The following is a 22,270-nucleotide window of genomic DNA, read 5'->3' on the forward strand; positions in this document are numbered from 1 at the left end:
TAGCTTTTTTTGAGGCGCCGATGTGTCGGCGTATCGCCGGCACGGGGTGTCAGGTCAGGTGACCGCGGAGCTCTCCTCCGCCGTGGCCGAGGAACGGTTATAGGCGCGGGGCGCCCGCCAGTGGAAGCGCATCGCCAGCAGCCGCAGAACGAAAGCGGTGACCGCGGCGGTGCCGCTGGTGAAGGCGTTCAGCGCGTCGAAGCGGATGCACAGCACGATCATGGTGGCGCCGACGATCGCGGGCACGGCGTACAGATCGCGGTCCCAGCGCAGCAGCGACGGCGTCTCGTTGGCGAGCACGTCACGCAGCACACCGCCGCCGACCGCGGTGGCCAGGCCCAGGGCAGCCGATGCGGTAAGACCGAGGCCGTAGTCGTACGCCTTGACGGTGCCGGCGACACAGAACAACCCGAGGCCCGCCGCGTCGAAGACGTTGACGGCGACCTGGATCCGCTCGACGTGCGGATGCAGGAAGAAGACCAGGCCGGCGGCGAGCAGTGGGGTGAGGAAGTAGCCGAGATCGGTGAAGGCGGCGGGCGGGACCGCTCCGATGATCACGTCACGGAACAGCCCCCCGCCCAGCGCTGTCACCTCGGCGAGTACCGCGATGCCGAAGACATCGAAGTTCTTGCGTACGGCGAGCAGTGCGCCGGAGATCGCGAAGACAAAGATTCCGACGATGTCGAGCGCATGCTGGACGGAGGGCGTGAACAGTTCGTTGAGCACCGGGCAATTGTGCCGGTTCTACTTCTTCGGGGTGCCCCCCGCGTCCCCGGAGTCCGCCGAATCCGTCGCGGCCTCGGCGCCCTGGGAGACCTCGGTGATCTTGCCCGGGGCCTGCGGTGCGGCCGGCTCCGGCTCCTTCTTCAGCGCCACGATCTCCACCGCGTCCCGCGCCGATTCCAGCACGGTGTCGCCAGGCAGCTGGTCCGGCGCGTTCTCCGGGTGGTGGCAGGCCACCTGGTGACCGGTCTTCAGGGTCAGCAGCGGAGGGTCCTGCGTCTTGCAGATCTCCGTCGCCTTCCAGCACCGGGTGTGGAAGCGGCAGCCACTCGGCGGTGAGATCGGCGACGGGACGTCGCCCTGGAGCAGGATGCGCTCGCTCTTCGCGCCGCGCCGCCGCGGGTCCGGGACCGGCACCGCCGACAGCAGTGCCTTGGTGTACGGGTGCATCGGCGACGCGTACAGCGAGTTGCGGTCCGCCAGTTCGACGATCTTGCCGAGGTACATCACCGCGATCCGGTCCGAGACATGCCGGATGACCGACAGGTCGTGCGCGATGATCACGTAGGTGAGGCCGAGCTCCTTCTGGAGGTCGTCCATCAGGTTGACCACCTGGGCCTGGACCGAGACGTCCAGCGCGGAGACCGGCTCGTCCGCGACGACCAGCTTCGGCTTGAGCGCGAGCGCACGCGCGATGCCGATGCGCTGGCGCTGGCCGCCGGAGAACTCGTGCGGGTAGCGGTTGTAGTGCTCGGGGCTGAGGCCGACCAGCCCCAGCAGCCGCTGGACCTCCTTCTTCACTCCGCCCTCGGGCGTCACGCCCTGGAGATTGAAGGGGGCGGAGACGATCGAGCCGACCGTGTGCCGTGGGTTCAGCGAGCCGTACGGGTCCTGGAAGATCATCTGCACATCGCGCCGCAGCGGGCGCATGCCCGAGACACCGAGGTGCGTGATGTCCTTGCCCTCGAACTCGATCCTGCCGCCGGTCGGCTCGAGCAGCCGGGTGATCAGCCGGCCCATGGTCGACTTGCCGCAGCCGGACTCGCCGACGACGCCGAGGGTCTCCCCGGGCAGTACCTCGAAGTCGATGCCGTCGACGGCCTTGACGGCGCCGGTCTGCCGCTGCAGCAGCCCCTGCTTGATGGGGAAGTGCTTGACCAGGCCGGTGACCTTGAGCAGCGGTTCGGGCGAAGAGGTGGCCTGCTTCGGGATCGTCCCATCTTTATCAGGCACAGTGGGATCCTTTGTCTCACTCACAGCTTCGGCGCAATCTCTTCGGTCCAGATCCGGGTCCGCTCCTCCGGCGACATGTGGCAGGCCGAGTAGTGGCGGCCGGGTCCGTCCCCGCTCAGCAGCTTCAGTTCCGGACGCTGCGTGCGGGTGATGTTGCTCTTGGGCACATCCGCGTACGAGCAGCGCGGGTGGAAGGCACAGCCGCTGGGGACGTTGATGAGGCTGGGCGGGGAGCCCTTGACCGGGATCAGGCGGTCGGTCTGCTCACGGTCGATGCGGGGCATGGAGCCCAGCAGACCCCAGGTGTACGGGTGCTGGGGCTCGTAGAAGACCTGTTCGGCGGGACCGCGCTCGATGCAGCGGCCGCCGTACATCACCAGGATGTCGTCGGCCAGCTCGGCGACCACACCCAGGTCGTGGGTGATGATGATGACCGCGGAGCCGAACTCCTTCTGCAGATCCCGGATCAGGTCGAGGATCTGCGCCTGGACGGTCACGTCCAGTGCGGTCGTCGGCTCGTCCGCGATGAGCAGCTCGGGGTTGTTGACCAGCGCCATCGCGATCATCGCGCGCTGGCGCATACCGCCGGAGAACTCGTGCGGGTAGTTGTCGGCGCGCTTGCCCGGCTCGGGGATGCCGACCCGGTCGAGGAGCTCGACCGCGCGCTTGCGGGCGGTCTTCTTGTCCACGTCGTTGTGGACCCGGTATGCCTCCACGATCTGGTGGCCGACCGTGTAGTACGGATGCATCGCGGACAGCGGATCCTGGAAGATCATCGCCATGTCGCGGCCGCGCAGCTTGCGCACGGCGTCCGGGTCGGCGGACAGCAGCTCCTGGCCGTTCAGCCAGATCTCGCCGGATATCCGCGCCTTCTGCCGGCCGTACTGACCGACCGTGTGCAGACCCATGATGCCCAGCGAGGTGACCGACTTGCCGGAACCGGACTCGCCCACGATACCGAGGGTCTTGCCCTTCTCCAGCTGGAAGGTCAGGCCGTCGACGGACTTGACCAGACCGTCGTCCGTCGGAAAGTGGATCTTCAGGTCGCGTACGTCGAGGAAGACGTCCGAGTCCGAAGCGCCGGAGACGACGGGTTCGTTGACCGCCCCGGTCTTCTTGATGTCCGTCATGCCAGCCTCACTCGGGGGTCGATCACGGCGTACAGGAGGTCAACGACGAGGTTGGCGAGCACGACAGCGGCCGCGGTGATGAGGGTGACGGAGAGGATCTCCGGGAGGTCGCGGGTGCTGATGGCCTGGAAGGCAAGGTTGCCGAGGCCGGGCAGGTTGAACGCGGTCTCGGTGAGGACGGCGCCGCCCACAAGGGCACCGAGGTCCATGCCGAAGATGGTGAGGATCGGCGTCATGGTGGAGCGCATGGCGTGCTTGCTGAGCACGACCGGCTCCGTCAGGCCCTTGGCCCGGGCGGTACGGATGTAGTCCTCGCCCAGGACCTCCAGCATGGTGGCGCGGGTGAGCCGCGCGTACATCGCCGCGTAGAGGAAGGCCAGGGTGACCCAGGGCAGCACCAGCCCGGAGAACCAGGCGCCGAAGCTGTCCGAGATGGGGACGTACTCCCCGTGGACCCAGCCGAGCTGGGTACGGAACACCAATAGCGCCAGCATGGCGGTGAAGTAGATCGGGAGGGACACACCCGCGAGCGCGGTCATCATCGCGGCGCGGTCGACGACCGTACCCCGCCTCAGAGCCGAGACCACACCGGTGCTCACACCCATGATCAGCCAGAGCGCGGCGGCACCGATGACCATGGAGATCGTCACGGGCAGCCGGTCGAGCAGGATCGGCCAGATCTCCTGCTCGTTGCGGAAGGAGTAGCCGAAGCAAGGCGCGCCGCAGTGAATGGTGTCGCCACCGCCCACATAGTCGCGGCCGACGAAGATGCCCGAGACGAAGTGCCAGAACTGCACCAGGATCGGGTCACCCAGGCCCAGCTTCTGCCGGATGCCCTCGATCGAGGCCGGGTCCGCCTGCTTGCCGACGAACATCGCGGCAGGGTCACTGCCGGTCAGCTTGGGGATGAGGAAGAAGATGCCGAACGTCACCAGAGTGACGACGAGCAGCATCACGACGACGGCGGTCAGCCGCCTGATGAGATATGCAAGCATGCAGTCGGCCCGGCGGTGGCCGGGGAACCCCGGAAGGTTCCCCGGCCAGCGCGCACGGCCATCACCTGCCCTTCGAGCCTAGCGGCGGGTGCGCCGGTGTAGCTGACAGACGGTCACTTGACGACGCCGAGGGCGGCGTAGTCGTAGCGGCCGTTGTAGGCGTCGGCCGTGTACACGTTCGTCAGACGCGAGCCGCGCCAGACGATGTTCTTCTCGTGGGTGAAGGGCAGGTAGACCGCGGCCTCCGTGACCTTCGTGTTGATCTGCTTGTAGAGCTCGCCGGCCTTGACCGGGTCGGTCTCCAGCAGCGCCTGGTCGAACAGAGCGTTGATGGCCTTGTCGTTCAGCTGCGAGAAGTTGTTGTTACCGCTCTGCAGGATGAAGCGGCCGTCGACCAGGGGCTGCAGGAAGCCCTGACCGGACGGGAAGTCGGCACCCCAGCCCATGATGATGATGCCGTAGCCCTTGTCCTTGACGACCTTGGGCGAGCCGATGATGCCGGAGGTCTGCGCACCGTCGTACTGGTCGATCTGCGCGGTGATGCCGACCTTGGCGAGCGACTGCTGGAGCGACTCGGCCGTGGCGATCTCGATCGGCTTGTTGTTGCGGACCGCGATGGTGGTCTTGAAGCCGTTCGGCTGGCCGCACTTCTTCAGCGCTTCCTTGGCCTTGACCTCGTCCGGCTTGCCGGAGAGCTTGCCGTACGGGTCGGCCTTCGGGTCGGAGCCCTTGATGGCCGGCGGCAGCATGTTGGTGGCGATGTCACCACCGGCCTGCGGGCCGCCACGGGCGGTCTGCAGGGACTTGGAGTCGGCCGCGTAGATGAGGGCCTTGCGGCACTCGATGTTGTCGAGCGGCTTGACCGTCTGCGGGAACACCGCGTAGCGGATGAAGCCGGTCTGCGGGTTGTCCGCGTTCTCCTTGTGCTGCTGGAGCACCTTGGCGCGGGCGGCCTGGCCGATACCGGTGGCGTTGATGTCGAGGTCGTACTCGCCCTCGATCAGCCGGTTGTCCATGTCGTCGGAGTTGGTGGTCAGCTTGACCGTGATCTTGTCCGGCAGGGCCTTGCGGATGGTGTCCGTCGCCGCGTCCCAGTTCTCGTTGCGGACGAGGGTGATGGACTTGTTCGGCGTGTACTCCTGCCACTTGTACGGGCCCATGGAGGCGGGCTTCAGACCGTACTTGGCCTTGGTGTCCAGGTCCGCGCGGACCGGAGTGGCCGAGGGCATGGCCAGCATCTGCAGGAAGTCACCGTTGGCCTTCGGCAGCTTGAAGATGATGGTCTGGTCGTCGGGCGTCTCGATGGCCTTCAGACCGAGCTTGTCCGCGGACTTGTCCTTGTAGGGACCCTTGTACTCACCCTTGGGGTCGAGCACCTGCTGGAGGTAGATCGGGCCGCCGGAGATGACGTCCTGGGCCCAGATGCGCTCGATGCCGTACTTCAGGTCCTTGGAGGTGACGGGCTTGCCGTCCTCCCACTTCAGACCCGGCTTCAGCTTGAAGGTGTAGGTCTTGCCGTCGGGCGAGACCTGACCGGCGTCGGTGGCCATGTCCGGCACCAGCTCGGTGCTGGCGGCACCCGGCTCGCCCTTGAAGCTGATCAGCTGACGGGTGTAGTACCGGGCGAAGTTCCACATGAAGCCGTAGTAACCGCGCTGCGGGTCCCACGAGTCGGCGTCCTGGGTGCCGATGAACTTCAGCTCGCCACCCTTCTTGTTGGACGCGTTGGCGACCTTGTTGACCGCGGCGTTGAAGCCCGCGGCCGCGGGCTTACCCCCGCCGCCGTTGTCGTCCTTGCCTCCGCCACCGCAGGCCGCAGTGCCGAGCAGAGCCGCGACGACGAGGGCCGAGCCCGCGACGAGCCTGCGCCTCGATGAACTGATGGGTGTCACGATCTCGCAACCTCCGTGATAGTGGCGGTCCTTGACGAGGAGCCGCCGGCTTTCGATGGTTTCCTGGCTGATCGGCAGGGGAGGGGTCTTGCAGGTCTTACGGGCGGCCCAAGGCCGGATCAGCGGGCCCCCTTCGGATCGAGCGCGTCCCGCACGCCGTCGCCGAAGAGGTTGAAGGCAAGCACGGTGATGAAGATGGCCAGACCCGGGATCACCATGAACATGGGGTCGGACTCATATGTGTTGACGGCCTTCGAGAGCATCTGGCCCCACGAGGCGGTGGGCGGCTTCACCCCGGCACCGAGGAAGCTGAGCGCGGCCTCCGTGAGGATGTTCGTCGGGATCATCAGGGTGGCGTACACGGTGATCGGCGCGACCAGGTTGGGCAGCAGCTCGCGCCACAGGATGTAGAAGCGTCCGGCGCCCAGGCTGCGGGCCGCCTCCACGTACTCGCGCTCCCTGAGCGAGAGGGCCTGGCCGCGGACGATTCGGCCGACGTACGGCCAGCCGAAGAAGCCGATCACCAGGACCAGCGCTCCGATGCGGACGTTCGAACCCTCCAGGCCGAAGAGCTCGTTGGGGAGCACGGAGACCAGGGCGATGGTGAAGAGCAGCTGCGGGAAGGCGAGCATCACGTCCATGACCCGGCTGATCGCCGCGTCGACCCAGCCGCCGAAGTAGCCCGCCACGATGCCGATGACCGTGCCGAGGGCGACGGCGACCATGGCTGAGAGGAAGGCCACGAGCAGCGAGATGCGTGCGCCGTAGACGATGCGGCTGAACACGTCACGACCGTTGACGGGCTCGACTCCCAGCAGGAAGTCGGAGCTGATGCCGCCCCAGGAGCCGTTCGGGGTGCCGAAGAGCGCGTCGATCTTGTCCTCGTGGAACTCGTTCGGCGGATGCCCGAAAGCGCTCACGATCACCGGCGCGAGGAGCGCGACGGCAATGAGGAAGAGCACCACGAATCCACCGGTCAGCGCGAGCTTGTCACGCTTGAGCCGGGTCCAGGCGATCTTCCACGGGGACCGGCCCTCGATTGCCTTCTCGGGGACATCCGCGGCGACATCAACGGCCGTGGTCTCAGCGGCTGTCGTGTCATGCAGTGGTGCCGTCATCGTTGTGGGGACCCCTCTCGGCTCGACCGACTGTGGCCGGCCCGCGCCCGCCGCTGTAGCGGCTAGTTCACATCACAGGTGCAAGTCGCACGTTTTGTGCGGGTGGTACGGAAGATGCAGGTGGTGCGAGTGGAGCAGTTGAACTGGTCCAACCAGAAGCCGCAGGTCGCACAGGGCGCCGAACGCTTCTTGTTCCGGGGAGTCTTCAACGCGTCGCGGATCACCCGCCAGCCCTGGCGGGGAATGGATGCGCAACCGTGATGTGACCAGCTAGCTTCCGGTATCCGGACGCCGTGATCGTCCCAGCGAACCAAGTCGGCACTCTTCACCCAGATCGGGCAGGTACCCCAACGGGGCTGATTCCGGCACCAATTGGCAGGTGTCCGGGTCGGTCAGCCGTGGGCCGGGGGGTAGCCGTAACCAACGGCGGGAGCGGGCGCGACGTGCGCCTCACGGTCGTAGAACGGGCGGGCATTGGCGCGGAGCCACATCGCGACCGGGTCGTACTCGTCGGACATCGCGACGGTGGAAACGGGCAGCCCGTCCGGGACCGCGCCGATCGACTGCTGCATCATCGCGCGCACCGCGTCGACGGACGTCTGGCTCGTGTCGTAGAGATCGAGACCGATGGCGAGATACGGCACCCCGAGCGCGGGCTGCACCCAGGCCCGGCGCAGGGAGCGGATCGCGGGGGTGTGATGGGCGTTCTGCGAGAGCAGGGCGTAGAACTGCGGGATCTCGATGGCCGGCTCGGTGAGCCGGAGCGGTCCCGCGGGCATCCGGTCGAGGCCGGTGGCGATACGGCGCAGATCCAGCCACGGGATGCCGACGCCGCCACCGGGGGCGTGCGGGTTGAGCCAGATGCCCCAGCGGTCCGGGAAGAGAGCGCGGGCGATGTCGAGTCCGGTGACTACTTCATGGGCCCGGTTCCAGCCGCTGGCCGAAAGTTCCTGGGGAGAGGTCACACAGGGCGCGTAGCCCAGCCCGTCGACCTCCATGTTCCCGTACTGGGCGTCGGGCGAGCCCGCCCGGCCGTGCCAGAGCAGCATCCAGATCCGGTCGCCGGCGAGCGCCCGGAGCAGTGCCTCGTACGCGTCGTAGCGCCCGGGCGTCACTTGGCGCAGCATGTGCTCGACCTGCCCGGCCGCCGCGGTGCCTGACGCACTCACCCTGGGTCCCGCCCCTCTTCGATCCACTGTGTCGGCCTGCCGCGCCCAGGGCACACGGGTGCGGCTCGGTGGCCGAGGCACTAGCCATCAAACCAGCTTATGCGGCGCCCCTGACACCGACTTGACGCCACAGGTCGACGGTGTCACGCCCGCAATCCCCGGAGTCGGGAACTCCGCGCGCCAGGACCCCTCCCGGCAAGCTCTGCCCCGTCGCACCGCCCGGCACGCCCGCTCGCCGCCTTGACCAAAAGCCCTGGCAGCGCCTTCCCCAGGCTCTCAGCTTCGTTCGAGCAGGGGAGACCCCATCCAGGACGTCCGGACGACGCTCCTGATGGGGCAGACAGTGCCCCTCCTAGCAACCCTCGCGCTGGTAGAACGGCCGGATCCTGGCCCGCATCCAGTCGGCGACCGGGTCCTGCGCCACATCGAGCAGGACCAGATTGACCGGCCAGGGCACCTCGACACGGCCCAGTGCACGGCCCAGAGCGTCCATCGGGGCGTTGCGCCCCGCGCCGTCCCAGGTGGAGAACTCGACGCCTATGAAGAGAACGGGATCGCCGCCCTCGATGCTGGCCAGCGTCCGGCGGGCGGTGCGCAGCACGCCGCTCTCCTCGAATTCCCCGGCCGCGGCCGCGAGGAAGTCGACGGGCTCCTCCTGCCAGTCCGGCTCGTACAGCCGGACCCGGCCGCCGGTGGCCGGCCCGTCCAGCGAGGTGCGTCCGGTGCGGCAGAGCTCGGCGACGGCGGGCGGCGGCAGCGGCATGCCGACGGCGCCGCCCGGGTTGACCGCGATGCCGAGCTGCGGGGGCAGCCCGCGGGCGAATTCGACGGTGGGCGCCACGGTGAAGGACATTTGGGTGCCGACGCACTGCAGGAACTGATGTTCGGAGCTGAAGACGGGGACGTACGGAGCGCCCTCGATCTCCACCGTCGGCAGGTCGAGCGACGGGGCATCGGGGCCCCCGCCGTTGGGAAGCGGCACCCAGACGTGACTGCGGCCGAGCACTTCGACGAGCCGGCCACCCGCCTCCGGGCTGCCGAGCGAGGCAACCAGCACCTCTTCGAGCTCATTGGCCGGCCATCCGCTCTGCGGATGGTTCTGGACCGGTGCCGGAATGTCCACTGCGCTGCTTCCCCTTCTCACCCATGCCTTGCCGCAGAACAGTAACTCCGGCGTGCCCCTCCGCGCTGACGGACGACCGGGCACCAAAAGGCTGTCCCGTCCCTCAGGCGTCGGCGAACGTGATCCGCGCCAGCATCCCGGCCGCCTCCCGGTCCAGCAGCACCGCCGAGGCGCAGCCGAGCGGCAGGGTGCCCGCCTCGGTGTCCCGCAGCAGCCGGCCGATGGCCCTGCGGTGCCGGGCGAATGCGTATCCGGATACCCCGCGCCCACGCTCGCGCTGGCCCGCCCTGGCCTCCTGGGGGGTGACGTCGAGCAGCACGAGATGCAGCGTGCGTCCGCGGCGCCGTGCGTGCCGGGCCAGCCAGCCCCGTACCCATGTCTGGGTTCCGCAGTCGTGAACGACGACGGACTCACCGGAGCACAGCGCCCGCCACAGCCCCCAGTAGTGGGCGACGCGGACCAGCGGGCGGTAGAGGGCGTACGGGAGTAAGCGGGGCACCCGCTGCGCCCAGCGGTCCCGGGTGTCCTGGGAGTCGATGGCCCGTACGGCCACCGCCCGCCGGATCAGTGTCGACTTGCCGCCACCGGGCAGCCCGGAGACCACCACCACATCCCCTGTCGCGAAATGGAGCCCGCGCGGGCTACGCCCGGCGCGCTCGCGCAGGTCCCGCACGACGGGCGCGTGTGTGCCCAGCAATTCCCGGGCGGGTGCGCCCGGCTGCGCGGGCATCGCGCCGTGCGCGACCCCCGCGGTCGTCGCGTACCGCTGCAACGTCATCGCCCTCCCCCTGTCGGGTCGCCCACGCCTGCCCAAGAAGTGTAAAGAAAAGGTAATGCGAGACAACCGTCCCACTACTCGTTCCGCGCATGGGGTACCGACGCCCCACTTTTCCGCAATGCGTGCGATGATGACCCGGCCAACTGCATAAAGGCCGCTTGAATCCGCGCGGGAGAGCTCCGGCCACAGTGTGTGCCGGGCGCCGAAGGAGCAAGATCCTCCCTTGAATCTCTCAGGCCCCGTACCGCGTGGATGAGGCAGATCTGAAAAGCGAGTCGCCCCGCGGCTCCACCCAAGGTGCAAGCCGAACCCCCCGGGGGTCTCTCGGCGAACCTCTCAGGTTCCGATGACAGATGGGGAGGGGATCGTCCTCGTCGTCATGCCCTGGGAGCCACACCTATGAGCAACGCCCCCCGTCTCACCGCCCTCGACGCCCTGCATCGCTCGCTGGGCGCGACCATGACCGACTTCGCCGGCTGGGACATGCCGCTGCGCTACGCCAGTGAGCGCGACGAGCACAACGCGGTGCGCACGCAGGCGGGTCTCTTCGACCTGTCACACATGGGTGAGATCACCGTCACCGGCCCGCAGGCCGCGGCGTTCCTGAACTTCGCACTGGTCGGCAACATCGGCACCGTGGCCGTCGGCCGCGCCCGCTACACGATGATCTGCGCCGAGGACGGCGGCATCCTGGACGACCTGATCGTCTACCGGCTGGGCGAGACCGAGTACATGGTCGTCGCCAACGCCGGGAACGCCCAGATCGTGCTGGACGCGCTGACCGCCCGCGCCGACGGGTTCGACGCCGAGGTGCGCGACGACCGCGACGCGTACGCGCTGCTCGCCGTCCAGGGCCCCGAGTCCCCCGCCATCCTGGCCTCGGTCACCGACGCCGACCTGGATGGTCTGAAGTACTACGCGGGTCTGCCCGGCACCGTCGCCGGTGTGCCCGCGCTGATCGCCCGTACCGGTTACACCGGCGAGGACGGCTTCGAGCTGTTCGTCGCCCCCGAGCACGCAGAGCAGCTCTGGCAGGCCCTCACGGCGGCGGGCGCCTCCCGTGGCCTGATCCCGTGCGGCCTGTCCTGCCGCGACACGCTGCGCCTGGAGGCGGGCATGCCGCTGTACGGGCACGAGCTGACCACCGAGCTGACCCCGTTCGACGCCGGTCTCGGCCGGGTCGTGAAGTTCGAGAAGGAGGGCGACTTCGTCGGCCGCAAGGCCCTGGAGGCCGCCGCCGAGCGCGCCGAGACCGCCCCGCCGCGCAAGCTCGTCGGCCTGATCGCCGAGGGCCGCCGGGTGCCGCGCGCCGGCTACCCCGTTGTCGCCGAGGGCCAGGTCATCGGCGAGGTCACCTCCGGCGCCCCGTCGCCGACGCTCGGCAAGCCGATCGCCATCGCGTACGTGGACGCCGCGCACGCCGCGCCCGGGACCACGGGCGTCGGAGTGGACATCCGTGGCAGCCACGAACCGTACGAGGTCGTCGCCCTGCCGTTCTACAAGCGCCAGAAGTGACGCAGTCGCGTCTCACACCGTAAGACCACCGTTCATCAGCACTCCCCCGCGTACAGGAGAATTCAGGTCATGAGCAACCCCCAGCAGCTGCGTTACAGCAAGGAGCACGAGTGGCTGTCGGCCCTCGAGGACGGTGTGGCCACGGTCGGCATCACCGAGTTCGCGGCCAACGCGCTCGGTGACGTCGTCTACGCCCAGCTCCCGGAAGTCGGCGACACGGTGACCGCGGGCGAGACCTGCGGCGAGCTCGAGTCGACCAAGTCCGTCAGCGACCTGTACTCGCCGGTGACCGGCGAGGTCACCGCCTCCAACCAGGACGTCGTGGACGACCCGTCACTGGTGAACTCCGCTCCCTTCGAGGGCGGCTGGCTGTTCAAGGTACGCGTCGCGGAGGAGCCGAAGGACCTGCTCTCCGCCGACGAGTACACCGAGTTCTCCGGCAACTAAAGACTCCAAGGGACCACCTGATGTCGCTTCTCAACTCCTCCCTCCACGAGCTGGACCCGGACGTCGCCGCCGCCGTCGACGCCGAGCTCCACCGTCAGCAGTCCACCCTCGAAATGATCGCCTCGGAGAACTTCGCTCCGGTCGCGGTCATGGAGGCCCAGGGCTCCGTCCTCACCAACAAGTACGCCGAGGGCTACCCGGGCCGCCGCTACTACGGCGGCTGCGAGCACGTCGACGTGGTCGAGCAGATCGCCATCGACCGGATCAAGGCGCTGTTCGGCGCCGAGGCCGCCAACGTCCAGCCCCACTCGGGTGCGCAGGCCAACGCCGCCGCGATGTTCGCGCTGCTGAAGCCTGGCGACACGATCATGGGTCTGAACCTGGCCCATGGCGGTCACCTGACCCACGGCATGAAGATCAACTTCTCCGGCAAGCTCTACCACGTGGTCCCCTACCACGTCGACGAGACCGGCGTCGTGGACATGGCCGAGGTCGAGCGCCTGGCCAAGGAGTCCAAGCCGAAGCTCATCGTCGCCGGCTGGTCCGCCTACCCCCGTCAGCTGGACTTCGCCGCCTTCCGCCGCATCGCGGACGAGGTCGGCGCGTACCTGATGGTCGACATGGCGCACTTCGCGGGCCTGGTGGCCGCGGGTCTGCACCCGAACCCGGTGCCGCACGCCCACGTCGTCACGACGACCACGCACAAGACCCTCGGCGGTCCGCGCGGTGGCGTCATCCTGTCGACGCAGGAGCTCGCCAAGAAGATCAACTCTGCTGTCTTCCCCGGTCAGCAGGGTGGTCCGCTGGAGCACGTGATCGCGGCCAAGGCGGTCTCGTTCAAGGTCGCGGCGACCGAGGAGTTCAAGGAGCGCCAGCAGCGCACCCTGGACGGCGCCCGCATCCTCGCCGAGCGTCTGGTGCAGCCGGACGTCACCGAGGTCGGCGTCTCCGTCCTCTCCGGCGGTACGGACGTGCACCTGGTCCTCGTCGACCTGCGCAACTCGGAGCTGGACGGCCAGCAGGCCGAGGACCGGCTCCACGAGCTCGGCATCACGGTCAACCGGAACGCCATCCCGAACGACCCGCGGCCGCCGATGGTCACCTCGGGTCTGCGGATCGGCACGCCGGCCCTGGCCACCCGTGGCTTCCAGGCCGAGGACTTCACCGAGGTCGCCGAGATCATCGCGTCGGCACTCAAGCCGTCGTACGACGCCGACGACCTCAAGGCCCGCGTGATCGCGCTGGCCGAGAAGTTCCCGCTGTACCCCGGTCTGAAGTAGTCCGGGTCACTTTTCGTACGTTTGGGGCGGGGCACCACGCACACTGGACAGTGAGCGCGGTGCCCCAGCCCTTGTCCCGCCGCTCTTCGGACCGACCGGTCCGTACCGCACCACCCGGCAGACAACGGCGTCTACCAATTTTTTAGGAGTCACACCGTGGCCATCTCGGTCTTCGACCTGTTCTCGATCGGCATCGGCCCGTCCAGCTCCCATACGGTCGGCCCGATGCGCGCGGCCCGTATGTTCGCGCGCCGCCTGAAGAACGAGGGCCTGCTCGCCCACACCGTTTCCATACGCGCCGAGCTGTTCGGCTCGCTCGGCGCCACCGGGCACGGCCACGGCACGCCCAAGGCCGTCCTGCTCGGCCTGGAGGGCGAGTCCCCCCGTACCGTCGACGTGGAGTCCGCCGACGACCGGGTGGACGCGATCCGCTCCTCGGGCCGGCTCAACGTGCTGGGCATGCACGAGATCGACTTCGACGCCGACGAGCAGCTGGTCCTGCACCGCCGCAAGGCGCTCCCGTACCACGCCAACGGCATGACGATCTTCGCGTTCGACCGCGACGGCGCCCCGCTGCTGGAGAAGACCTACTACTCCGTCGGCGGCGGCTTCGTCGTCGACGAGGACGCGGTGGGCGAGGACCGGATCGTCCTCGACGACACCGTCCTGAAGCACCCCTTCCGCACCGGCGACGAACTGCTGCGGCTCTCCCGCGACACCGGCCTGTCGATCTCCTCCCTCATGCTGGAGAACGAGCGGGCCTGGCGGACGGAGGAGGAGATCCGCTCCGGTCTGCTGGACATCTGGCGGGTCATGCAGGCATGCGTATCGCGCGGCATGGCCCGCGAGGGCATCCTCCCCGGTGGTCTGAAGGTCCGCCGCCGCGCCGCGAACACCGCACGCCAGCTGCGCGCCGAGGGCGACCCGCAGGCCCTCGCGATGGAGTGGATCACCCTCTACGCGATGGCGGTCAACGAGGAGAACGCCGCGGGTGGCCGCGTCGTCACCGCCCCCACCAACGGCGCAGCCGGCATCATCCCGGCCGTGCTGCACTACTACATGAACTTCGCCGCAGGCGGCGCCACCGAGGCCGAGAAGGAGGACAGCGTCGTCCGCTTCCTCCTCGCGGCCGGTGCCATCGGCATGCTGTTCAAGGAGAACGCCTCGATCTCCGGCGCCGAGGTCGGCTGCCAGGGCGAGGTGGGCTCCGCCTGCTCGATGGCCGCGGGAGCGCTCGCCGAGGTCCTCGGCGGCTCCGCCGAACAGGTCGAGAACGCCGCCGAGATCGGCATGGAGCACAACCTCGGCCTGACCTGCGACCCGGTCGGCGGTCTCGTCCAGATCCCCTGCATCGAGCGCAACGGCATGGCGGCGGTCAAGGCGGTCACGGCGGCGAAGATGGCGCTGCGCGGCGACGGCACCCACAAGGTCTCTCTCGACAAGGTCATCAAGACCATGAAGGAGACGGGCGCGGACATGAGCGTGAAGTACAAGGAGACCGCGCGCGGCGGGCTCGCGGTGAACATCATCGAGTGCTAGGCACATAGGCCCTGACCAGCGCGTTCGCAACTTGCAGCGCTGTCAGGGCCTTCCCTGCTTACGCGGAGGAATGTCCCCGAAAAGTCCCTGGGACAGGCGTGAATGTCCCCGAAAAGTCCCCGGGATGTCCCCGGGGCACTTCGCTGCTTGCGGTTGAGTACGGGCCGACTTCAGGACCGAGTCGGCGCTCTTGCCGTCTCAGGGTATGAGTGCAGTGGGTACAGCCAGGTAGCGAGACCTACGCATTACGAGGGCCTGCATGATCGTGACGACGGCTGCCGGGCGGTGCCGCCGCGCCGTGTTTCTACTGGTCAGCGACGGGCGACCGAGCACCGTATGCCGCCCGGTCCAGCTTGTGCCACCCCGTCCGCTCACGCAGCGCTCACGCTTGACGGCGACGCGCGCCAATATGGTGTGCGAGTGGCGGAGCTGTCCTTCCCCGTGGCCAGGCTGGGCGAGCCGTGGCGGAACTCAGTACGGAACGCCTCGGTCTCATCACGACGCGGTGGACGGGTCAGGACTCCACCGTCCGCCGCGGCGCAGGAAGATTCGGAAAGTAGCCCTCCTCGGCCAGCCAGGCGCGGGCTCGCCCACGCTGCCGCTCATCAGCCTGCGTTGAGCAGTTGCCCGGGCAGAGTGAACTTCGTTGCTTTGCCATGGCCGAGATCAACCGTGACAGCGCTGTCACCAGAGGTGAGGACCCAGTCTTTGCCGGTCTTCCGCATCCCGTCGGTGGCGGCCATCCCATCGAGGCGGGTGCGGTGGCGTTCCTTCCCGGTGCTGCGGTCCACTTCGACCAGTTCGACGTGGCCGGGGAGTGAGACCGCCGCCGTGATGCTCGTGGAGTCCGCTGTCACCCGATCGATGCGGCCGGCGGACGTGGTCAGCACATCGATCTCGCCCTGCTTGGCCAGGTGCAGTGTTGCGGTGCCTGTGGAGGTGCTGGTCGCGGTGGGGCCGCCCGCGAGCAGTGGACGGCTGGTGGAGCAGTCCAGGGCCTGGGCCTCGGTCTTGGGCACCTGGGGCAGTGTCTTGATAGTGCCGTTCTTCGGGGAGACGACGGCCAGCGTAAAACCCTTGTCGCTGTTGTCGCCGACGCAGAGTCCGGGAGTTCCACCGGCGGCCAGTCCGGGGTTGACCGGCAGGGTGACGTCGCGTTTGACCTGCCAGGTGGCGGGGTCATAGACCAGGGCGGTGGCCTTCCCTGTACTGGATGTGGCCTTGTCTCCGACGGCGATGATGTAACCCCCGGTAGGGATCAGGACCCGTCCGCCCTCCGTCGTGCCGAGGGCGTCGAGGACCTGGTCCTTGGTGTTCACCTCGTACAGCCGACTGGGGCGGCCGTTCTTGCGGGGGATCGTCACGATCCAGCGTCCGTTGGTGGTCTTGGTGATCTGGGGGCTGGCCGTATCGTCGTCGTCGGACTGGGTCGGTACCGCGGCCAGCGGTTCAGCGGTGTGGCGGGCCGGGTCGATTCCGGCGATCGTGGTCAAGCCGCTGACCTTGGTGAGGACGAAAACCTTCGAGCCCTCCCAGTTGTGGCCGAGTTCCACACCGGCGGGGCCGTCGCATGCCGCGAGCGGCAGCATGAGGGCGCCTGCTGCGAGGGCGGGGAGGACACGTCGGTTCATCAGTTCACCATTCCTTGATGGCATCGCTGGGGGACAGCTGGGCGGCGCGGCGGGCGGGAACCCAGGCGCCGATCACGGTCACGGCCAGGGTGAGCAGGAGAATACCGGCCAGGACGCCCGGGTCCGGGAGCGGGATTCCGTCGGGGAGGTAGGGCGCGAGTTCGGAGCTGCCGCGCAGTCCGGCAGCTGCTGCGGCGGCCCCCGCGAGACCCAGGAGGGCGCCCAGCGCGGCACCCGTGGCTCCGATGATCCCGGTTTCGGCGACGAACATGGTCAGGACGGCCCGGTTGCCGAACCCGAGGGCTTTGAGGATGCCGATCTCCCGGGCCCGCTGCCTGGACAGCGCGCCGGTGACCACCAGCGCACCGACCAGGGCGACCAGGCCGAGGACGACGAGCAGCACCTGGCCGGCGGTGTGGATCAGGGACAGTACGCCTGGCAGTGCGGACATTTCCTGCTGCAGGGAGGTGGCCGCGTACCCGGCAGACTGGATGTCGCTCAGAAGCCCGGGGACGTCATGCGCGGTGCGGGCCAGCACGGTGATGCGGTCGTATCCGACGGAGGTGGTGAACTCGGACTCGGTGACACCGGCCTTCGCCGCGGCCCATCGGACCACTGTGGCCTCGTCGGCGTACGCTGCGTCAGGACCGTCCAGCTGCCAGGCCGGGTCGAACAGGCCCACCACCCGGACCGATACGGGCACCCCGGTGCCCTGTCCGGCGGAGGTGCTTCGGGTGGTGGTGACGGTGATGCTGTGCCCCAGCAGGGGTGTCAGGTCGCTCCCCTGGGCCCGCTTGGGTAGCACGATCTCACCCGGGTGCAGCGGAAACAGCTGCGTGCGGACGGTTTTCAGCAGCGGGGGCAGCAGCGAGGGGCGCGGGGTCGTGGCGTAGAGCAGTACGCCGGGCACCTGCTGGTCCTTGTAGCCGAAGGACACCTGGGCGCGTGGCTCGACCGAGGTGACGTTCGGCATGCCGGACAGGGTCCGCACAGTCTCGGTGCTGAGCGGCTTGGAGTCGGTCCGCTCCATGAGTCTGTCGACCGTGACGCTGCGGTTGGCCGTGCCCTCCTGGACACGGTCGCGGGCGGCGCTGTCGGCCCGGTCGGAGATGCCGAGGGCCGTGACGCAGACCGCGGCTGCCACGGCCAGGAGAACGGTGAGGCCGATGAACCGGCGCCACATGGAATGGACGTTGGCGGCTGCCATGGCGAAGGGGTTCATCGGGGGGTCTCCTGCGTATCCGCGGCCAGGTCAGTGTCGCGGTCTTCCTCTGTAGTCAGCGCTCCGCGGTCCATCCGCAGCACGCTGTCGGCGTAGGAGGCGACGGTGGCGCTGTGCGTGACCAGCAGCACGGCCCGGCCTTCGTCGGCAACCTGCCGGAAGAGTTCGAGCATGCGCTGCTCGCTGTCGGCGTCCAGATTGCCGGTCGGCTCGTCGGCCAGGACTGTGCCGGGGTTGTTGACCAGGGCCCGGGCCAGGGCGACGCGCTGCTGTTCGCCGGCGGACAGCTCGCTGGGATGGTGCTCGGCCCGATCGGCCAGGCCGACCCGTTCCAGCAGATCCCGGGCTTGTTGCGCTCCGGCCTTGGTGCTGCCGAGATACGGCAGGGCCGCGTTGCGCAGGGCGCTGTGCTGCGGCAGCAGGTTGAACGCCTGGAAGACGAACCCAAGCGAGGAGCGTCGCAGCCGGGTCCGCTCCCGTTCGGGCAGTGACCAGGCGTCGCAGCCATCGACCAGCACGGTGCCGCTGTCGGGCGGCAGCAGTAGCCCCATGATCTGGAGCAGCGTGGTCTTGCCTGACCCCGAGCGGCCAATCAGTGCGGTAATACGCCCGGCAGGCAGTTCCAGCGCAGCGTTGTCAAGGACGTCAACCCGCTGCCCGCGCAGCACGTACGACTTGCGTACCGACTGCACGGAGAGTGTCACGGGTGGCCTGTCGGTCATGGTTCGGCGGCTCATTTCTTAGAAGGTTCACCTGATGGCGTCGTGCGGGCGCGTAGCTGACCGCCCCTGAGGAGTGTGAGTTTCCAGGCGCTCCAGGTGGCCTTGAGGTCACAGCCAGACTGCGAGGGATCGGCACGATACAGACTGGGCAGCTGCGCGCAGCCGCGATGCGCCTCCATGCCTCTGTCAATCGCCTCACCGATCTCGCTGTCCATCGATCCGCCAACGACCAGGTAAGCCCTGACCACCGTCGCATAGGCGCTCACCGATGGCAGACGCTCCGGATTGGCGGCCCAGGACCGCAGTTCGGCCGCGGTGACCCACTGCGGAACCGATCCTGAATGGCCGGTGTCGGAGAGTGTCGTGACCACCGTGGCTGCGGCCGTTACTTTGGCAGGGTCGTCCAGGGACCACGCGGCAGCCTGTGGCTGCGGTGTGCTGACACCCATGTCCGCGCAGGCCAGAGCCGCCCGCGACCATGCCTCGGCGTTCTCCGGGGAAACAGCGGTGGGCACCGCCTGGGCGGAGTGGCACAACGCACTGTCTGCGGCGGTTGGTTCAGCTCCGCTTGCCAGCTTCAGGGCGGCGGCGATCGTGAGCCGGACATGCAGGTCCGCAGATATCTGCGGCTCAGCCGCGATCTTGCGGAGCGCCGCTGCCTGAGTGCTGTCACGCGTGGACTCTCCTGCCAGCGCACGCAGTCGCAAGCCGTAGACCGACGCCTCCGGACTGCCCGCGTAAGCAGTGGAGTCGCGTATCGTTCCATCAGGCAGAGTGTCTGCGGTGACCCTGTTCCGCACTGCAGCGTAGGAGTCTGACGGCGTACCAGCGGCCTGTGCGACGGTAACCGCGTAGTACAGGTCGCGGTAGTCAAGCGACGCGGCATTGTGCTGCACCAGCTTGGCCCAAAGTTTCGTGTCGAGTTTCGAGGGCACGCCCGCAGCCTGGGTCAACACCGCGTAATTGTATGCGTCCAGCAGCGCCTGGTAGCGCTCCTTCTCCCCCAGGGTGGTGAAGTCAGAGATGGAAGGTGCACGCACTGCCACGAGCATCTGCGGAACGGAGGCTCCCACCAATCGGAAGCCACGAGCGAGGTCAGCGGCCTCACTGAGTGCCAGGCCGTCGCCGGCTTCGGCGGCCTGCTTCAGCCACGGCAATGTCAGAGTGCGGTCGTCCTCGGTGATCCCACCACTCGCAGCGAGTGCCTCCAAGGCTGCCGCGGTAGCCGCCGCCCGGTAGGGGCCGTCGTCCGGGTGCTGGTTACCGGGCTCGCTGAACCATCCCTGCGGCGTGCGCATGCTTCGCAGCGCGGCGGCGTCGGATGCGGTCAGCAGATCTGCTGCGCCGGCGGAGGCAAGAGGGGCGAGCCAACTACGCCCCCACAGGGGGGACGTTCCGATGGCCTCCTGCCGGAAGAACGCCCCCGATTTGGCGCTCAGGCCCAGTTGGGGCTTTGGGCCGAGCAGTGTCTTCAGGCGCATCGCGTAGGAATTGCTCTCCGGGCCCGCGGGTTCGTCTCGCAGGAACGGGGGGTAATACATGCCATTCTGTGTGCTCACCAGGAGCGACAGTTCTTGCGTGACAGGTGCGGCGTCGCCGGGTTCAGCTGCGTCGGATTTGGCCTCGCAGCCGACCAGAAGCAGGCAGCACGCGAGGCCGGTTGCCGAAACGGTGAGCGAGCGGCTCCACCAGGTCGCGGTGCGCGTGGTCATCAGAGACTCCGTGATACTCCGTCGGCGAGGGGCGGGAACGGCTGGGGCGGGACGGTGCCCACCCCAGCCGGAACATCTGTCAGAAGGCCCCGGCGTAGACGCACTTCTCCGAGACGGAGATCGACGATGTCACCTGGCCCGAACCGCAGCTCCGGGTGGAGACGTAGGTGGTGCTGAAGTTCGGCTTCATCTGACCGCTGGTGTCAGCGATCCACGTGTTGGTGTTACGCCAGCGCACCTCGCCGAGCGACTTGCTCTTCATGGTGAGCGTTGCGCTGGGCGACTTCGAGATCGTCAGGCTGGCGCTGATGCCGTGCGCCTCGAGCTCGGCGCGGTTCTGAATCCACTGGGCGTTGGACGGGTTGTTGCCCAGCAACTTGGTCGAGGCCGTCCAGTCACACGCGCTCACGTAGGTGCCACAGTGCCAGGCGTTGACCTGGAACTGGTCGCCACCCGAGAGGTTCCAGGTGGCAGAGTCACTGGTGGCGCTGGCGGGGCCAGCTGCCAGGACCAACCCGGCGACGGCGACGGCTGCGGCGCCGGCCCCCGCGAGACGAGTGCGGATCGATATACCCATGGTGCGCTCCTTGGTCGTTGTCGTACGGATTTGATGACGTCGACATCGGACCGCAAGGGCCAGCGTTCGGCCGCAGCCGACGCTCCCCCCGAGGTCGTGGTGGAGAACATACATAGGTGATCCATGAGACCCCAGAAACCTTCACTTTCCTGAGGTTTTTTTGAGGAAGCAGGGCAGAAATGTCCGTCTTGACATGGCCTGGTCAGCAGTCGCGGGTGAGAATCCCCCACGATGTGGGGAGTGGTGACAGCAGGTCAGATGGGTTTCATGAGAGGAGCCCAGACGATGCCTGCCCCGAGGAAGTACCCGCTGGAGTTGCGTGAGCGTGCAGTGCGGATGTACCGGACTGCCGAGCCGAAGCCCGTGATCCGCCGCATGGCCGAGGATCTCGGCGTGCATCACGAGGCCCTGCGCAACTGGATCAGGCAGGCCGAAGCCGACGCCGGCGAGCGTGATGACCTGCTCACCACCGAGGAGAAGGAAGAGCTCGCCCAACTGCGGTGCGAGGTACGGGAACTGCGCCGGGTGAACGAGGTCCTGCGGACGGCCTCGGCTTTTTTCGCCGCACAGGTCGACCCGACCCGGCCCAGGTGACCGCGCTCCTTACCGAGCACCCGCACCTGGGGGTCGAGCCCGTACTCCGGGAACTGCACATCCCTTCCTCCACCTACTACCGCTGGCGCCGGGCCGAGAAGCAGCCCTGCGAGCGGAGCCGCCAGGACATCGAACTGACCGGGCAGATCCGGCAGATCCACCAGGATTCCGGCGGCATCTACGGATCGCCCAGGGTCCACGCCGTCCTCAAACGCGAGGGCGTCCACGTCGGCCGCAAGCGGGTCGAGCGCCCCATGCGGGAGGCCGGCCTGGCCGGGATCAGCCCTCGCAGGGGCAAGGGTTCCACTCGCCGAGACCCGGACGCCGACCTTGCCCCTGACCTGGTACAACGCGACTTCACGGCGTCCGCACCGAACCGATTGTGGGTTACCGACCCGACCATGATCTCGACCGTGGAGGGACCGCTCTGGCTGTCGGCGATCCGAGATGCCTTCTCCCGCAGAGTCGTGGCCTGGGAGACCTCCGCCCGCGCGGACGCCGACCTGGTCCTCACCTCGCTGGAGTACGCGCTGGCCAGCCGCGAGGTCGCCCCCGGCGAACTCCCGGTCCGCCAACACACCTCGCATCGGTACTCAGTTCCTTGCGGGTTGTCCGCTTGGAAGGCTCCCTTTCACAACACTGCGTAAAAAACGCAGAGTTGAGGCATCGAAGTGTGTCTTCCCACGTTCCACAAGAAAGCAGCAGACCAGATTCACGTCGCCTCCACGCCGGGCACCACCTGGTCAGTGAACCTTTCTCGGTAACGTCTCGTGACGCTTTGTGATCTTCGTTCAGGCGGTGCGGCCGTGTTCGAGCTGGAGCAGGACGAGGGCGGCTCGGGCGATCCGGGTGATGGCCGCGGGGTCGAGG

21 protein-coding genes and 1 riboswitch are annotated in these 22,270 nt (G+C 68.1%); of the genes, 7 read left to right on the forward strand and 14 right to left on the reverse strand.

Going from position 1 to position 22,270, the window contains the following annotated elements; all coding sequences use genetic code 11:
- Positions 1-54 precede the first annotated feature (54 nt).
- The 6 genes from ACGFSA_RS12020 to ACGFSA_RS12045 form a co-directional block, all read right to left on the reverse strand.
- A complete protein-coding gene (locus tag ACGFSA_RS12020; protein ID WP_393303135.1) occupies positions 55-726 on the reverse strand; it encodes a trimeric intracellular cation channel family protein in 672 nt (223 codons plus the stop codon).
- An 18-nt stretch (positions 727-744) separates the two neighbouring features.
- The gene (locus ACGFSA_RS12025; RefSeq protein ID WP_393303137.1) at positions 745-1,956 is read right to left on the reverse strand and encodes an ABC transporter ATP-binding protein; all 1,212 of its coding nucleotides are present in this window, start codon (positions 1,954-1,956) and stop codon (positions 745-747) included.
- 20 nt (positions 1,957-1,976) lie between these two features.
- Positions 1,977-3,086, reverse strand: coding sequence for an ABC transporter ATP-binding protein (locus ACGFSA_RS12030; RefSeq protein ID WP_393303139.1), 1,110 nt, complete (start codon positions 3,084-3,086; stop codon positions 1,977-1,979).
- Entirely contained in the window at positions 3,083-4,081 is a 999-nt protein-coding gene (locus tag ACGFSA_RS12035) for an ABC transporter permease (protein WP_393303141.1), read from the reverse strand. The genes ACGFSA_RS12030 and ACGFSA_RS12035 overlap by 4 nt, the downstream gene beginning before the upstream one ends.
- A 113-nt stretch (positions 4,082-4,194) precedes the next feature.
- A complete protein-coding gene (locus ACGFSA_RS12040; RefSeq protein WP_393303187.1) occupies positions 4,195-5,976 on the reverse strand; it encodes an ABC transporter substrate-binding protein in 1,782 nt (593 codons plus the stop codon).
- A 116-nt stretch (positions 5,977-6,092) separates the two neighbouring features.
- On the reverse strand, positions 6,093-7,091 hold the full coding sequence (locus tag ACGFSA_RS12045) for an ABC transporter permease (RefSeq protein ID WP_393303143.1): 999 nt from the start codon (positions 7,089-7,091) through the stop codon (positions 6,093-6,095).
- A 129-nt stretch (positions 7,092-7,220) separates the two neighbouring features.
- Here ACGFSA_RS12045 and ACGFSA_RS12050 point away from each other — a divergent pair, with 129 nt between their 5' ends.
- Positions 7,221-7,352, forward strand: a complete 132-nt coding sequence (locus ACGFSA_RS12050; protein ID WP_393303145.1) for a hypothetical protein — start codon at positions 7,221-7,223, stop codon at positions 7,350-7,352.
- Between the two features lie 131 nt (positions 7,353-7,483).
- Here ACGFSA_RS12050 and ACGFSA_RS12055 read toward each other — a convergent pair whose 3' ends face one another.
- From ACGFSA_RS12055 to ACGFSA_RS12065, 3 genes are all read right to left on the reverse strand, one after another.
- Positions 7,484-8,260 (reverse strand): enhanced serine sensitivity protein SseB C-terminal domain-containing protein, encoded by a 777-nt coding sequence (locus ACGFSA_RS12055; RefSeq protein WP_393303147.1) that lies wholly within the window; start codon positions 8,258-8,260, stop codon positions 7,484-7,486.
- A gap of 352 nt (positions 8,261-8,612) precedes the next feature.
- Positions 8,613-9,383 carry an enhanced serine sensitivity protein SseB gene (locus ACGFSA_RS12060; protein WP_393303149.1) on the reverse strand — a complete coding sequence of 257 codons (771 nt, stop codon included), beginning with the start codon at positions 9,381-9,383 and terminating at the stop codon, positions 8,613-8,615.
- 103 nt (positions 9,384-9,486) lie between these two features.
- Positions 9,487-10,161, reverse strand: a complete 675-nt coding sequence (locus ACGFSA_RS12065; protein WP_393303151.1) for an AAA family ATPase — start codon at positions 10,159-10,161, stop codon at positions 9,487-9,489.
- A gap of 159 nt (positions 10,162-10,320) precedes the next feature.
- A riboswitch (glycine riboswitch) is annotated at positions 10,321-10,418 on the forward strand.
- Between the two features lie 142 nt (positions 10,419-10,560).
- Here ACGFSA_RS12065 and gcvT point away from each other — a divergent pair.
- From gcvT to ACGFSA_RS12085, 4 genes are all read left to right on the forward strand, one after another.
- The gene (gene gcvT, locus ACGFSA_RS12070; protein WP_393303152.1) at positions 10,561-11,676 is read left to right on the forward strand and encodes a glycine cleavage system aminomethyltransferase GcvT; all 1,116 of its coding nucleotides are present in this window, start codon (positions 10,561-10,563) and stop codon (positions 11,674-11,676) included.
- A 69-nt stretch (positions 11,677-11,745) separates the two neighbouring features.
- On the forward strand, positions 11,746-12,123 hold the full coding sequence (gcvH, locus tag ACGFSA_RS12075) for a glycine cleavage system protein GcvH (protein ID WP_037690095.1): 378 nt from the start codon (positions 11,746-11,748) through the stop codon (positions 12,121-12,123).
- A 20-nt stretch (positions 12,124-12,143) separates the two neighbouring features.
- The gene (gene glyA, locus ACGFSA_RS12080) at positions 12,144-13,403 is read left to right on the forward strand and encodes a serine hydroxymethyltransferase (protein WP_393303154.1); all 1,260 of its coding nucleotides are present in this window, start codon (positions 12,144-12,146) and stop codon (positions 13,401-13,403) included.
- 156 nt (positions 13,404-13,559) lie between these two features.
- Entirely contained in the window at positions 13,560-14,942 is a 1,383-nt protein-coding gene (locus ACGFSA_RS12085) for an L-serine ammonia-lyase (protein WP_393303156.1), read from the forward strand.
- 605 nt (positions 14,943-15,547) lie between these two features.
- Here ACGFSA_RS12085 and ACGFSA_RS12090 read toward each other — a convergent pair.
- The 5 genes from ACGFSA_RS12090 to ACGFSA_RS12110 all read right to left on the reverse strand — a co-directional run bounded on the left by ACGFSA_RS12090 (position 15,548) and on the right by ACGFSA_RS12110 (position 20,806).
- Positions 15,548-16,573 carry a hypothetical protein gene (locus ACGFSA_RS12090; RefSeq protein WP_393303158.1) on the reverse strand — a complete coding sequence of 342 codons (1,026 nt, stop codon included), beginning with the start codon at positions 16,571-16,573 and terminating at the stop codon, positions 15,548-15,550.
- Positions 16,574-16,577: 4 nt separating this feature from the next.
- A complete protein-coding gene (locus tag ACGFSA_RS12095; RefSeq protein WP_393303160.1) occupies positions 16,578-17,795 on the reverse strand; it encodes an ABC transporter permease in 1,218 nt (405 codons plus the stop codon).
- Positions 17,792-18,517, reverse strand: a complete 726-nt coding sequence (locus tag ACGFSA_RS12100; RefSeq protein ID WP_393303162.1) for an ABC transporter ATP-binding protein — start codon at positions 18,515-18,517, stop codon at positions 17,792-17,794. Before ACGFSA_RS12100 ends, ACGFSA_RS12095 begins: the two co-directional genes overlap by 4 nt.
- An 11-nt stretch (positions 18,518-18,528) precedes the next feature.
- Entirely contained in the window at positions 18,529-20,229 is a 1,701-nt protein-coding gene (locus tag ACGFSA_RS12105) for a hypothetical protein (RefSeq protein ID WP_393303164.1), read from the reverse strand.
- Positions 20,230-20,308: 79 nt separating this feature from the next.
- Positions 20,309-20,806 carry a hypothetical protein gene (locus tag ACGFSA_RS12110; protein WP_393303166.1) on the reverse strand — a complete coding sequence of 166 codons (498 nt, stop codon included), beginning with the start codon at positions 20,804-20,806 and terminating at the stop codon, positions 20,309-20,311.
- A gap of 285 nt (positions 20,807-21,091) precedes the next feature.
- Between ACGFSA_RS12110 and ACGFSA_RS12115 the strand changes: the two genes are divergently transcribed.
- Together ACGFSA_RS12115 and ACGFSA_RS12120 are read left to right on the forward strand one after the other, a co-directional pair.
- The gene (locus tag ACGFSA_RS12115) at positions 21,092-21,400 is read left to right on the forward strand and encodes a transposase (RefSeq protein ID WP_393303168.1); all 309 of its coding nucleotides are present in this window, start codon (positions 21,092-21,094) and stop codon (positions 21,398-21,400) included.
- Positions 21,397-22,047 (forward strand): IS3 family transposase, encoded by a 651-nt coding sequence (locus tag ACGFSA_RS12120; RefSeq protein WP_393303170.1) that lies wholly within the window; start codon positions 21,397-21,399, stop codon positions 22,045-22,047. The genes ACGFSA_RS12115 and ACGFSA_RS12120 overlap by 4 nt, the downstream gene beginning before the upstream one ends.
- The last annotated feature ends 223 nt before the right edge of the window (positions 22,048-22,270 follow it).

This window comes from Streptomyces sp. NPDC048496 (assembly GCF_043200055.1).
In the GTDB taxonomy this organism is placed as follows: domain Bacteria; phylum Actinomycetota; class Actinomycetes; order Streptomycetales; family Streptomycetaceae; genus Streptomyces.